This window comes from Rhodobacter sp. 24-YEA-8, from assembly GCF_900105075.1.
In the GTDB taxonomy this organism is placed as follows: Bacteria; Pseudomonadota; Alphaproteobacteria; order Rhodobacterales; family Rhodobacteraceae; genus Pseudogemmobacter.
This window is the reverse complement of the sequence record NZ_FNSK01000004.1, coordinates 154239-167766: the sequence shown is the minus strand read 5'-3', so window position 1 is coordinate 167766 and position 13528 is coordinate 154239. Positions and strand designations below refer to the sequence as shown.

Annotated in this window: 14 protein-coding genes; 2 read left to right on the top strand and 12 right to left on the bottom strand. The window is 61.3% G+C overall.

The features are described 5' to 3' along the window. Positions 1–540, top strand: coding sequence for a GNAT family N-acetyltransferase (locus BLW25_RS21170; protein WP_092903879.1), 540 nt, complete (start codon positions 1–3; stop codon positions 538–540). 194 nt (positions 541–734) lie between these two features. Here BLW25_RS21170 and BLW25_RS21165 read toward each other — a convergent pair whose 3' ends face one another. The 12 genes from BLW25_RS21165 to BLW25_RS21110 form a co-directional block, all read right to left on the bottom strand. After that, positions 735–2105 (bottom strand): aspartate ammonia-lyase, encoded by a 1371-nt coding sequence (locus tag BLW25_RS21165; RefSeq protein ID WP_216279459.1) that lies wholly within the window; start codon positions 2103–2105, stop codon positions 735–737. A gap of 106 nt (positions 2106–2211) precedes the next feature. Continuing rightward, positions 2212–3096, bottom strand: coding sequence for a LysR family transcriptional regulator (locus BLW25_RS21160; protein WP_092903875.1), 885 nt, complete (start codon positions 3094–3096; stop codon positions 2212–2214). A gap of 111 nt (positions 3097–3207) precedes the next feature. After that, positions 3208–3765 (bottom strand): ureidoglycolate lyase, encoded by a 558-nt coding sequence (locus tag BLW25_RS21155; RefSeq protein WP_092903873.1) that lies wholly within the window; start codon positions 3763–3765, stop codon positions 3208–3210. Between the two features lie 36 nt (positions 3766–3801). Then, positions 3802–4506, bottom strand: a complete 705-nt coding sequence (locus tag BLW25_RS21150; RefSeq protein ID WP_092903871.1) for an SDR family NAD(P)-dependent oxidoreductase — start codon at positions 4504–4506, stop codon at positions 3802–3804. Between the two features lie 2 nt (positions 4507–4508). Next, positions 4509–5741, bottom strand: coding sequence for a Gfo/Idh/MocA family protein (locus BLW25_RS21145; RefSeq protein ID WP_092903869.1), 1233 nt, complete (start codon positions 5739–5741; stop codon positions 4509–4511). Positions 5742–5823: 82 nt separating this feature from the next. Beyond that, positions 5824–6972 carry a M20 family metallopeptidase gene (locus tag BLW25_RS21140; RefSeq protein ID WP_171909692.1) on the bottom strand — a complete coding sequence of 383 codons (1149 nt, stop codon included), beginning with the start codon at positions 6970–6972 and terminating at the stop codon, positions 5824–5826. 58 nt (positions 6973–7030) lie between these two features. Next, positions 7031–7876: an ectoine/hydroxyectoine ABC transporter substrate-binding protein EhuB gene (ehuB, locus tag BLW25_RS21135; RefSeq protein ID WP_092903865.1), complete on the bottom strand. Its 846-nt coding sequence runs from the start codon at positions 7874–7876 to the stop codon at positions 7031–7033. A gap of 33 nt (positions 7877–7909) precedes the next feature. Next, positions 7910–8569, bottom strand: coding sequence for an ectoine/hydroxyectoine ABC transporter permease subunit EhuD (gene ehuD, locus BLW25_RS21130; RefSeq protein ID WP_092903863.1), 660 nt, complete (start codon positions 8567–8569; stop codon positions 7910–7912). Continuing rightward, the gene (gene ehuC / locus BLW25_RS21125) at positions 8566–9243 is read right to left on the bottom strand and encodes an ectoine/hydroxyectoine ABC transporter permease subunit EhuC (RefSeq protein WP_092903861.1); all 678 of its coding nucleotides are present in this window, start codon (positions 9241–9243) and stop codon (positions 8566–8568) included. The genes ehuD and ehuC overlap by 4 nt, the downstream gene beginning before the upstream one ends. 11 nt (positions 9244–9254) lie before the next feature. Beyond that, positions 9255–10037, bottom strand: coding sequence for an ectoine/hydroxyectoine ABC transporter ATP-binding protein EhuA (ehuA, locus tag BLW25_RS21120; RefSeq protein ID WP_092904034.1), 783 nt, complete (start codon positions 10035–10037; stop codon positions 9255–9257). A 55-nt stretch (positions 10038–10092) separates the two neighbouring features. Then, complete coding sequence (locus tag BLW25_RS21115; protein ID WP_092903859.1) at positions 10093–11604, bottom strand: amidohydrolase family protein; 1512 nt, start codon at positions 11602–11604, stop codon at positions 10093–10095. Between the two features lie 9 nt (positions 11605–11613). After that, positions 11614–12390, bottom strand: coding sequence for a maleate cis-trans isomerase family protein (locus BLW25_RS21110; protein WP_092903857.1), 777 nt, complete (start codon positions 12388–12390; stop codon positions 11614–11616). A 102-nt stretch (positions 12391–12492) separates the two neighbouring features. On the opposite strand from BLW25_RS21110, the gene BLW25_RS21105 reads away from it, so the two are divergent. Further along, a complete protein-coding gene (locus BLW25_RS21105; RefSeq protein ID WP_092903855.1) occupies positions 12493–13446 on the top strand; it encodes a LysR family transcriptional regulator in 954 nt (317 codons plus the stop codon). The last annotated feature ends 82 nt before the right edge of the window (positions 13447–13528 follow it).

The window sequence follows — 13528 nt, the reverse complement described above, 5'->3', positions numbered from 1 at the left end:
ATGCAACCGATCGAGACCGAACGCCTCATCCTGCGCAACTTCCAGGAGGGTGACGCAGAGGCGCTGTTCGCCTATCTCCAGGCCCCGGTGTCCAGCTGTTTTCTGGATCTGAGACTGGCAGATCTGGCGGCGGCCCGTGCAGAGACCGCCACGCGCAGCGGTGATGATCAGCAGATCGCCGTCGCGCTCAAAGGTACAGGTCAGCTGATCGGGGATCTCTTCCCCCATCCCGAGGCGGAAGAGCCCGACACCGTCTCGATCGGCTGGAACTTTAACCCGGCCTTCGCGGGCCGGGGTTTTGCTCTTGAAGCGGCGCGGGCGCTTTTCGATTACTTCTTCAGCACTGCCGCGGCGCGCCGCCTCTATGCCTGTGTCGAGGATCACAAAACCCGCTCCCGCCAGCTTTGCGAAGGGCTGGGGATGCGGCAGGAGGGAACATTCGTCGAATTTGCCACCTTCACCAGCGATGCGGCAGGCCAGCCGATTTATGAGAACACCATGCAATATGCCCTCCTCCGCCGCGAACAGGAGAACGGTTGACCGGCAGCCCCCCAAATGGCCCCGCCAATGCCCGGAAACCGGACATTCGCCGTGGTGAGGTTCCGCCCGATGGTCCCAGGCAGCGCCAGCCCGGCGAGTGCCGTGATGAAAACCGCAGGAAAGGTCATGAACAGGCGGGCCCGTGTGATCAGGAACAGGGGCAGCCCAACGCTCAGGGCCGGCATACCGCCTGTTCAGTGGTACACCGCTTCGACCTCTGCCAATGTCATGAACCCCAGGCGGACTGCCGTTTCCGCCACAGTGCTCCCATCGGCCAGAGCGGCTTTGGCGATGCTTGCGGCCCTGCTGTAACCGATATGCGGAACCAGCATCGTCGCCAGAACAAGGCTGTTCTCCAGCGCACCCTCGCATTGTGCGATATTCGCCTCGATCCCGCTGATGCAGCGCGCAGTCAGCACATCCATGCCCTGGATCAGGATACGAATGCTTTGCAGTACATTAAGCACGATGATGGGCTCGAATGCGTTCAGCTGCAATTGCCCCGCCTCGGCAGCCATGGTCACGGTGAGATCGTTGCCGATCACCTGGAAAGCGATCTGATTGACCACTTCGGGGATCACCGGATTGACCTTGCCCGGCATGATCGAGGATCCGGCCTGCATCGCGGGCAGGCGGATTTCCATGAACCCGGAACGCGGACCAGACGAGAGCAGCCGCAGATCATTACAGATTTTCGAGAGTTTGACCGCGATCCGCTTCAGCGCCCCGGAGAAGGTGACATAGGCACCTGTATCTGATGACGCCTCGATCAGATCGCCCGCGAGCTTTACCTCCAGCCCCGAGATCTGCGCCAGTTCGGTCACGGCGATTTCGGCATAGCCCTCGGGCGTATTGACCCTTGTACCAATGGCGGTGCCACCCAGATTGATCTCAAGCAAAAGCTGCGAAAGCCGCTCGATGATGGCGATATCCTCGCGGATGGTGACGGCGAAACCGGCAAATTCCTGGCCCAGCGTCATCGGCACCGCGTCCTGGAGCTGGGTGCGCCCGATCTTGCGGATCTGCGCGAAAGCGAGCGCGCGTTCATCCAGCGCCGCAACCAGCCGCAACTGTGCCGCCTTCAGCGCCGCGCACTGCGCAACCATGGCCAGCCGCATGGCCGAAGGATAGACGTCATTGGTCGATTGCGAGCGGTTCACATCGTCATTCGGATGCAGATGCGCGTAATCGCCGGGGCGATGGCCCATTTTCAACAGCGCCAGATTGGCGATGACCTCGTTCATATTCATATTGGTCGAGGTGCCGGCGCCGCCCTGGATCATATCGACGCGAAAACTCTCGTGCCAGCGCCCGGCAATAAGCTCGTCGCAGACCTCATCGATCACGCGCGCCTTCTCCGGGCGAAGGACACCAAGGCGCTGATTTGCACGCGCTGCCGCCTGCTTCACCTGCGCGAGAGCCCGGATGAATTCAGGAAAATCCGCCAGCGGTATTCCCGAGATTGGGAAATTCTCAACCGCGCGCGCGGTATGCACGCCCCAGAGGCAAGTGGCAGGCAGCTCGAGATTTCCGAGATTGTCTTCTTCGATACGGGTGGTTTGCATCATGTCAGGTCCGGCGAATGACTGTTCGGTTACGATATGCCCGATGATGGGCGCGCCGTCCTTCCGCCGTCCAATGCAAATGCTGCATGAGCCATGCAAGGCCCTTTCAACCGGCCTCTGCCGCCAGCGCCGCCCAGACCCGCCCGAGCAGTGCAGACGGGCTGCGATGCGGCCGGAAGGCACAGATCTCCATCGGTAACTCCCATTCCGGGCCGCCAACCGGCACGAGTCCCGTCTCACCCCCGACTGCGCTTTCAGGCAGCCAGCCGATGCCGTAACCTGCGGCAATCGCCTCGCGCAAAATGTCGGACATGTCACATTGCACCACCAGGCGATGACTGGAGCGTATGCCGGTCCGGCTCAGTAATTCTTCCTGCAGCTGCCCGAAATAGGCGCGCATACCGTAGCCGATCAGCGGGAAGGGCTGCTGGCGCGTGCCGGGAAAGCCGAAATCACCCCGCCCGGCTGCGGCATAGGGGCGAAAGCGGTCGCGACGCAGGACCAGCCGGTCCAGTTGCAACATCCGCTCATGCGAGGGAAGCGCCGGGGAATCATGCGCGATCAGCAGATCGGCGTCCCCCGCGATAAAACGCGCGGTCACTTCGGCTGTGGTGCCGACGATCACGGCAAAGGAAAGATCCTTTGCCAGCGGCAGCCCCTCCATCACGCGTCGGAAATCGCTGCGCGCCAGCACCGAAGGCATGGCGAGACGGATCTGGGTGCGTGTCTCGAAAAGGCTTGCCCTTGCGCTGGCCCGCGCCTCCAGCAGCCGGTCAACCGTGCCACGCGCCTCTTCGCGAAACTGCGCACCGGCCTCGGTCAGCTGCACCGGCTGCGAGCCCTTGCGAACCAGCTCTGCCCCGACCCAATGCTCCAGCGATTGCATCCGGCGCGAAAAGGCAGCCTGTGACAGGCTCCGAAACTCGGCCGCGCGGGTAAAGCTGCGCAATTCGGCCAGAGCCAGAAAATCCTGTAGCCAGCGGATATCCATGCGGCGGCCCCTTCCCTTTCGCCTGTTGTAAAGACATCGTTCCGCCAGTAACAGGACCGAAGCAGACCCTTTTCGAAAGGGCAGGCGTGCTGCGCGCCACTGGATTTCGTGCTAGCGGAACCTGTCGAAAGCTTTGCCCAGCGACCCGAAATCCGGAACAAGGCAGGCCTTGCCGGTCCAGTCTAGAACCTGAGTTCGGATGGCCGGTGTGCCGTCCAGCCCGGCCTCTTCAAGCTCTGCCTCGGTTTCCCGATCCGAGATCAGGATGAACTGTGCCCCTCTGGGATCTGTCGCAAAGGAAGAGGAGTGCCAGCAGTCACGCGCGATCAGGATGGAGCAATCCCCCGGCACCAGAAAGCCATGAACCTCAGCGGGCGATGGCTCATGCGGGGTGGCGGCGAGGAAGACAATCGACGGCCGGTGATCCAGCGGAACCCGGAGTTCTGTAATTTCCGAATGCCGCTCAAGCCGCGCGCAGACCACCGGCCGGTACTGGTGGCGCAGCATGGTCAGATCGGCGGTTCCACCGAGGTGAAGCGGATAGCGCCAGGTCGAATAATTCGGACCCGCGAAATCGGGCATACCGTCTTCGGGTGAGATCAGATGCCCGAAGGGGGCGAAGTTATCTCGGGTTGCAAGTTCTATCCTGACCGCAGTGCTTTCCGTCATTTTTCCCTCTGTTTGCTATGATTAGCGGTGGCAGCCTCAGGTCATCACGATGCCACCATTCGGACCAAGGCATTGACCTGTATATAAATTTCCGCCCGGACCGCAGAGAAACAGCACCGTTGCCGCAATTTCGGACACTTCGCCGATACGGCCCAGCGGATTGTCTGTCTCGGCGGCGCGCCGTTCCGGCGGCAGGGTCGCGAAACCAAGCATCCCGGTATCAACCGGCCCCGGTGCCACGGCATTGACCAGAATGCCGGGGGCAAGTTCACGCGCCCAGGACCGCGTCAGCGACAGCATCGCGCCCTTGGTCGCGGCATAGACCGAGCCGCAGGCCCGCCCGGTATAGGCCAGCTCCGAGGCAATATTGATGATTCGCCCGCCCGGAGCCATGTGCCGGGCGAGCGCGGCGGTCAGAAGGATCGGTGCCCGCAGGTTGATCCCGATCAGCCGGTCCAGATGGGCAAGATCGATCTCATCAAGGCCGCGTTTTTCATTAACCCCGGCATTGTTCACCAGAATATCAACGCGGCCGAAACGGGTCACCACTTCAGCCGCAGCTGCCGCTATCTGCCCGGGATCCGCCAGATCGCAGGCAATGCAATCCGGCCCGGCCTCACGGTCAAGCCCCAGCACGCTGGCCCCCGCCTCCTGCAAAGAGCGGGCAATCTCCGCACCGATCCCCTGTGCCGCGCCCGTTACCACCGCAAAACGACCGGTAAGCTGATGCTGAAGGGTCATGATCACGCCAATCCGATTGCCTGGTTGAGGGGCGCTTGTCCGGCGCGCAGCGCGCCGCTCAACACATCGTCAACATCAACCCGGGTCCCGAGCTCGGCGGATTCCAGCATAGCGCAGCAGGTTGCGACCGCGCGCCGCGCCTGCTCGGCATTGATTTCCGGCTGGGTGCCGCTGCGCGCCGCACGGGCAAAGTCATGGATCGCCAGCCCGACGCCATAGGTCAGCGGTTCTGTTGCCAGCGCCTCCGAATCCTCGATCCACGCCCCATGGGGCAGAACCTGGGCGCGGTGTTCCGGCGCAAGCTGGTCAATCCAGGTCGCGATCATCCGGTCCAGCGCCTCACGCCGGCCATCCTCGAAGCGGACCTCGCCGCCTTGCCAGGCATGCCAGGCATTGCTGCTCACCACAGCCTCCCGCCCGATCAGCAAGCGATCTGCGGTTTCATAGCCGCGAATGGTCGAGCAAAAATCGATATGGCTGGTAAAGCCGCCGTCGAAACCGAAAGAAGCGGTCAGCAGATCCTCGCTGGGAAAGGCCTGATTGTCGCGCTTCCGCGAGAAGAAGCCGATTCTTGCCTCGACACTGCGGACCGGGCCGAACCAGAAGTGCTGAAGATCAGCCTCATGTACGCCAATTTCCAGCACATGATAGCCGCCGGCGCTGCGGCGGTCACGATACCAGGGCGGAGCGGCAACCGGGCACTCTCCCGCCTTGACCGGCGGCTCAGGCGAAGCAAAATTTCGCGCATACATCGCATCAAGCGGCCCGAAAGCACCCTCGCGGATCAGGCCAGCCACCGCCCGGTTGCTGGCGATGCGGCGATAATTCTCGGCAACCGCCACGACCAGATTCGTGCTCCCTGCCGCCTCAACGATCAGGTCGCATGCCGCGACAGTCAGCGCGAGCGGCTTTTCGACCAGCACATGTTTGCCTGCCGCCAGCGCCTCAAGGATCATCACGTGATGCAGGGACGTGGGCAGCACGATATCCACGGCCTCTACATTCGGATCGGCAAAAAGAGCTGCCGGATCCGCGTATTCCGCCGGTCGGCGACCATCTTTCGCAATCAGCCCGGCAACCACTTCCCTGCGGCCTTCCTCAGCGTCACAGATCGCCACGATCTCGACAACCGCGCATCCGCGGGCGCGCATCCCGGAGACTGCGCGTGCGTGGCGTATCCCCATCCCTCCGCATCCGACCAGGCCGACGCGCAGCGGTTTGAATTCAGAAAGCATTCTTAACTCCGGTTTTAGTCTTATCCGTGCATGTCTTGGGCATGGGTCATGCGGCACGGATGCGCATTCCCTCTGCGAGGGGTCACGCGAGCCAGGTGCGGATCAGCCCCAGATAGCCGCGCGCCGCATCGCCTATGTCCGAAAGCGCGATTGTCTCCTCGGCCGAGTGCCAGAGGGACATGTCGCCCGGCCCCCACATGGCAGCCTCGGCCCCCAGCGAATGAAAAAGCCCGGCATCAAGCGCACCATCCGAGAAGAACGGCTCCGGTGGCGCAAGGCCGGCGAGATGGCAGCCCGCTGCCACCGCCCGGGCCAGCCGGCCATCTGGGGCAATCTCGGCCGGAAACATATGCGGGCCGCGAGAGACCTCGACCTGCCAGGGCGCGCCGATTGCGGCGGCCGATGCGATGGCGGCAAAGGCATCCTCAGCATCGTCGCCCGGCAGAAGGCGGCGGTCGAACGTCAGGTTCACCTCGTCCTGGATCGTATGGGTCGCCTCGGGCAGCGAGCGGATCGAAGTTGCAACCAGTGTCGCCCGGCCAAGGCCCGGATGCGCCCTGTCACCCGGATCGAGCGCCAGCACCCGGTCCAGCACCTGGCGGGCTCCCGTGATGGCATCTACGCCCGCCCATGGGGTCGAGGAATGCGCCGCCTGCCCCCGGACGCAGATATCAACGTCGATCCTGCCCTTATTGGCCAGGGCAAGGCGGCCCGATGTGCCAATGGCAATGATCGCAGCATCGGGCACGAAATCCAGCTCGGTAAGGGCAGCCCGTGCAGCGTCATGGCGCCCGGTCTCACCAGCGGACGAGATGACAAGAACCAACCGGCCCGTTGTGATCGCAGGCGCTGCCGCCGCCACCGCCGCAATTGCCGCAACAAGGGCACCTTTCTGCTCGGCAAGGCCGCGCCCGCGCAGGCGGGTGCCTCCGTCAATAAGCCGCGCCTCATAGGGGTCTTCCATCCGCGCCGCCGGATGGGTCATGGCATAGGCCATCACAAGAAGCGAAGGCCCGGGCTCGGATCCCGCGATATCAACGATCAGGCTTCCCATCGCATCCCGGCGGGCGTTCAGGCCGCACTCATCCAGAACGGCGCTCACCGGACCGGCAAGGAAGGCCTGAACCTGAGGCTCTGCCTCGAAAAGCCCGGTCTGGGGGCTAGGGAAACGGGCGAAGGCCTGCGCCCATCTGGTCAGGCGCTCAGCATCCGGGAGGGGAGGAAGGGGCATTGGAAATCCGCAGGGAGATGAAGGGAGCCCGGACCCGACAGGTCCGGGCGAAATGCGCTCAGTTCGGAGCACCGCAAAGATCGGTACGCGAGAGCGTGGCCGGCAGATCGGGGTCAAAACCATAGGCAGAGAGAATCTTTTGCAGCTCCCCCGATTCCCGCAAGGCCACCATGCGGGAGTCGTAGAAATCCCTGACATCCTGATTTGCCGGATTGAAAGCCGCAGCCGTGCAGGAAACCGGCTCGCCTTCGACCTTTGAAAGCAGTTCATATTCGTCTTCCGAGAGCGATTTCATCGCCTGGTAGAGCGTGACATCGGGGAAACCGATAATATCGGCGCGCCCGCTTTTCAGCAGTTCGACCGCAGCAAAAATATCGGGAACCAGCATGATGCGGTCTTCTGGCATACCCAATGACAGCGCACGGCTTGTTTCGGTCCCGGAAACGGCGGCGAAGATCGCATCGCTTGCCACAAGCTCTTCATATGTTGTCACCGCTTTGGGGTTGCCCTTACGAACGATAAAGGCTTCCGCCATGCACAGGACCGGCTCAGAGAACAGCACCGCATTGCAACGATCAGGCGTAATGATCAGGCCGGTCGCGATCGCATCAAAGCGATTTGCCATAAGACCAGGAATAAGAGCGCCCCAGTCCACCACATTAGGGTTCAGATCAACATTGCCAAGATCTGAGAATACAAGTCGTGCGACATCCGGGTCAGCCCCGGTCAATGTGCCATCGGCCTTCAGCTCTGAGAAAGGCGGCTCTGTTGCCACGCCCATCTGAATCACTCCGGCCGATTTAATGGCCTCCAGTTTGCCCTCGGCAACAGCCGGGATACCGGAAATCATCAGGCTGATTGTGGCAATGGCGGTCATGATACCGGCTTTGGCTTTCTGTGTCATGATTACTCCTGTTGGCTTTTTGACGAGATTTTATTACTGGCGTTTGATCGCCAGTTTGGATTCCAGGTGCCGCAGCACTACTGCAATAGGAAGGCTGATCACGAGATAGAGAATCCCGACCACAGTTACCGCCTCAAAGTAGCGATAGGACCGGCTACCGATGGACATGGCTGCCTGCATCGCCTCGGGAACCGCAATCACCGAAAGGATCGCACTTTCCTTGAACATAAGGAGGATATAATTGCCAAGTGCCGGTATCATCATCGGAATTGCCTGTGGCAGGATGATCTTTGTCCATATCCGCGAGCGGGTATATCCGAGGGATTTGGCGGCCTCCCATTGTCCGTTCGGAACAGCCTCAATGCCAGATTGATACACCGCTGCCATATAGGATCCAGTGTGAAGCCCAAGCGCCAGCACCCCTGCCGTAAGCGGGCTCAGCACCACGCCGACTTCAGGAAACGCATAGAACAGAAGGTAAAGATGCACGAGAAGCGGCGTCCTTCGCAGAAGCTCTGTTACAGCATACCCGGCTGATCGGATGATTTTTTTCGGCGACCGTTGAACCAGTGCCAGCAATAGGCCCAGCACAAGAGCCAACAAAGACCCTAGGAATGTCGCCTGAATGGTGGTAAGCAGGCCTTGCAGAAGTTTTGGCAGAATTGAGATCGCGAATTCATTATTCCAGATCATGCTGCAACGCGCCCCTTTTCGTCCTCTGTTGTGCGGCTGCGGAACACGCGTGCCTCGACGCGGTTCATGACCCAGTAGATCGCCGAGGCAAGAATGAAATAGATCACGAAGATGCAAAGCAGCGTACTCATCGTGCTGCCGGTCTGGGTTCGCATCACCATGGCATTTCGAGTCAACTCAGAGACCGTAACCAGCGAGGTGATCGGTGTCAGTTTAAGAAGATCCACCATCATATTTGCCGAAGGCTTGATTGCGATGCGCATGGCCTGGGGCAACAGAATATGGAGAAAGGCCCGGGGAGTGGTGTAATTCAGCGCACGTGCAGCTTCGATTTGCCCTTTCGGGATCGCTTCAAGAGCACCGCGCACCACTTCGGATCCGAAGCTTCCGACATTCAGCCCCAGAACGACAACCGAAGTCAGGAAAGGCGACAGCGTTATTCCGAAAAGTGGCAAAGCATAGAAGCACCAGAACAGCTGCACGAAGCAGGAGGTGCCCCGAAAGAATTCCACCAGACATGCCACAGGCCATCTGGCCCAGGCCGGGCCGACAAAACGCACCGAACCGGCAAATATTGCAAAAGCGGCTGCCAGAAGGGTCGCCAATACGAAGATCTGCAGGGTAACGGCCAGACCTTCAAGAAGGAGCGGGATATAGGGAAGATAAGATTGCATCCGGCCGGTCCTCAGCGCGTGTGCGGCAGAATTTTGCGCAGGAACTGACGCGTGCGGTCCTGTGCCGGATTGGAAAAGAGGCTTTCGGGATGAGCATCCTCGACGACCTGGCCGGCCTCCATGAAGATCACCCTGTCAGAAAATTCCCGGGCAAAGCTCATTTCATGGGTCACAAGCAACATGGTCAGATCGGGCCGTTCGGACAGGCCGCGAAGGACATTGAGCACCTCGTCCACCAGCTCCGGATCAAGCGCAGAGGTGATCTCGTCGAAAAGCAGGATCTCCGGGTCCATCGCCAGGGTGCGCGCAATTGCGACGCGCTGTTTCTGACCGCCCGACAGCTCCTCCGGCGCGGCCTGGGCCTTGTGCCCAAGGCCGACCATCTCCAGCAATTCCATCGCGCGGTCCCTGGCTTCGCTGCGAGAGCGGTTGAGCCCCAGGCGCTGCGGCTGGCAGATATTCTCCAGCACCGAAAGATGCGGGAAAAGGTTGAAATTCTGGAACACCATACCAAGGCGCAACCGCTGCTGATGCAGATGGTGTTCTGACGCGGGCACAAGGGTTTCGCCGCGCTGTTCATGCCAGAGCGGCTTGCCATCGATCCAGATCGACCCGTCCTGGATGTTTTCCAGCGTCATCAGGATGCGCAGGATCGTGGTCTTGCCCGACCCGCTTGGCCCGATCAGGGAAACGCGCTGCCCCCTCGCGATCTTCAGGTTGAAATCCTTAAGAATCTGGACGGGACCGTAGTTTTTTCCGACTGAGCGGAACTCGATATAGTCTTGATGCGACATCTTGGCTCGGATCTCTGGCTGAATCGTGGTTTGGGCGGCAGGGAATTGAGGCATATCAGTCATGAGCCCCTCCGCAGGAACAATCAGCCTGGCGCGGCATACGGTATCGGTCGACCGGCAAAGGATAGAGATCCGCCTTTTTCCAGGCATCCAGCAGGGCCGGCACCAGGGTGGCATTCCGCCTGGCTACATCTGCGATTGCAGGCTGCATACGCGCCCGCACCTCTTCGGCAGCCTCTTTGAGGCGGCGGGAGGGGTGGTCCTTCAGCTCGCCTTTATGCATCACCAGCCGCCCCTCAACCACGACTGAGGTGATCGACTGCCCCGTCTCACCATATACGAGCTGATTCAGGGCCGAATGCAGCGGGCGGTAGCAGGGTGTGTTCAGATCAATCAGCACCAGATCGCCGCGGTAGCCGGGCTTCAATGCGCCGACCTGCCCTTCAAGACCAAGCGCACGCGCCCCGCCCAGCGTTGCCGCATGGAAGGCATGGCGGGCCGCACCGGTCTCACCGGCCTCTGATTGCATCGCCCAGTAAAGCGCGAAAAGCTTCATCGACTGGAAGAGGCTCTGCGCATCATTGCCGCTGCAATTGTCACAGCCGATCGCCATGCCGGTTCCGGCATCGGAATAGGCGCGGATCGGCGCGAAGCCGTTCATCAGCTTCAGATTGCTGGCCGGGTTGAAGGCCATATTGGCCCCCGCCGCGCCGAAGCGCCGGATCTCGTCCTGGTCAATCCAGACGCCATGCGCGATGGTCAGCCTTTCATTCAGCAGGCCGAACCGCTCCAGCCGGGAAATGAGAGACCCCTCCGCGCAGTCGATCCGTGCCATGACGGCCTGATTGCGCGCTTCATAGACATGGGTGAAGGTCTGGATTCTGCGTTCACGCGAGAGGCCGCCCACCCAATCAAGCAGCGCATCCGAACTGCGCTGCGGCGCAGAGGGTGCCAGGGCCCAGACCAGCCGGGGATCAGGCGCGGTGTCGATGGTACGTTCTATCAGCCGCCGCAGGCCCGAGACATCGACCGGAGCGCGAAGCCGGTCGCCCTCCAAGCCGCCGATCTGATCCCAGTAAGGCACTGTTTCCGCCGCAATGCGGTCAGTGACCTGCAGGCCCAGGGAAACGCGGATGCCCGAATCCCGGTAGCCGTCGAGAATGGCCTGAAGATCGGCTTCCTCGGCCGAGGGAACCGTCACCATGTCCTGCACGGTGGTGATGCCATTCGTCAGGCAATCTGCCGCCCCGAGCAATGTACGCAGGCGAATATCGGCGCGGCTGGCAGCGGGATAGTTCCCCGGTCCGCTGTAAAAGCCCCAGATATCAAGCGGCATCTGCTCAAACAGCCCGCGCAGAAGCACATCATGCGAATGGTAATGCGCATTCACAAGCCCGGGAATCACCAGTTGTCCGGCAGCATCCAGGATTTCGGCATCCGGGCCCGCCTTCAGGTCCGGTCCAACCGAAACGATGCGCCCGTCGCGGATCAGAAGATCGGCCAGGGGCGGGGTATCGACATCGCCGTCAAGATCGAAGACGCGTCCGTTTCTGACAAGAAGCTCCATCGCCGCCCCCTATTGCGGGGAAAGGGAAAAGAGCCGCCCTTCGCCCCGCATCTTATCGGGACAGGCGGAATGGTGCAGACATTCCCAGCTCATCGCCTGATTGCTGGTCACGACCGGCACGCCCAGTTCCGCCTCAAGCCGGGCGACGATGCCGCTGGTGCGCAATCCCGTGCAAGAGATGAACAATCCGTCGCTGTCGGGATGCAGCGCCGCATGGGCGCCGCGGATCAGCGCTCCGGCATCCAGACGGTTCATCTGGATATCACCATCCAGATCGAAAGTGCTGCAGCGATCAATAACGAAACCGGCTTGCGCGAAATGGCCGGCCACCAGATCGGCAGCCTCGGCATGATAGGGCACCAGCAGCGAAAGACGGCGCACCCCAAGGCCGCGCAGCCCCTTTACCGCGGCCTCTATCGGGGTGACGACCGGCACGCCCGGCCGGACCTGCGAGAGGATGCGATGCACCCGCTCGGCACCGATGGCGACAAGGCCGGATGTGCAGGAAAATGCAAGCGCGTCGAGCCGGTCGCCCGGCACCAGCACTTCGGCCGCAGCGGCCAGATGATCGCCCATCGCCGCAAGGCTCTCCGGCGTCGCCACCGGGCTCATCGGCACGCGGGTCGAATAGATCTCCACGCCTGCAAAGGGGGCAAGCCAGTTCCTGCAATCGGAAATGCTCGCCCGGTCGACAGCCAGCGCGATCATGCCGATTGCCCCGGCAGGGGCGGTGCCTGCATCGAAATCCCTGTCGGTGCTTTGCACCGTTTCCCAAACCTCGGGCATTCTTTTCTCCCTGTTTTGAGTCAGCTAGCCAAAACTTGTTGCTTTAGTATATTGCAATGTTATCGGTGGTTAGTTTGATCTTTCACTAACAAAGGACATCGCATGAGCCGGCTTGCAGATATTGATATTCGCCTCTTGCGCGTGTTTCGGGCAGTGGTGGAGGCAGGTGGTCTTGCCGCAGCGCAAAGCACGCTCGACACCTCGACCTCGACCATCTCACTGCATATGAGCGAGCTGGAAAAACGTCTCGGCTTCAGGCTTTGTCAACGCGGCCGGGCGGGTTTCATGCTGACCGACCGGGGCTATATGACCTATGAGCAGGTCAAACGGATGCTCAACACGCTGGATGACCATTTTGACAGCATCCTGTCGCTGCGTAAGCGCCTTACCGGGCGGATCCGGCTCGGGGTGGTGGACTCGCTGGTCACCCATCCGCATTCGCCCCTGATCGAAGCATTGCGCAAGTTCAACCGGCTTGAGAATGAAGTCGAACTGCAATTGCTGGTCGATGAGCGCTCAGAGCTGGAAAGGCGGGTTCTGGCGCATGATCTTCATGCTGCGGTCAGCCCCTTTGTGCGCCCCGTCGCCGGGCTCGATTTCCGCCGGTTGCTGATCGAGCGTCATAAGCTTTACTGCGGACCGGACCATCCGCTTTTCGGCTCGGTGGCGCCGATGACGCGGGCCGCGCTGGCACAATTTCCCTTCGTGCTGCGCAGCCATCTGGGCCGCGCCGATGAGGAACGTTTCCACGGCATGAATGTGCGCGCCACGGCAAACAATATGGAAGCCATGCTCACACTGGTGCTGACCGGCAATTACATCGGTCTGCTTCCCGACCATCTTGCCGCGACCTGGGTGAAATCAGGCCAGCTGTCGCATGTCCACGCTCCTGAAATGGAACATATTTCGCACCATTCGCTATTGGTGCCGCGCACGCTCGACCTTTCGACGGCGGCAGCGACGCTGGTGCCGCTGCTTCTGGCGGAGATCAATTCAGCGGCCCTGAACGAGGCGCCACCCCCGGCAATGGCGACAGTCGGCAAAAAGGATGGGTAGCACTGCTGCGGGACGGCCTGGCATAGGTAAACCGCCGGCCCTTGCAGGGGTCGGCGGTCGGAATACCTGCGCGAGAGCGCAG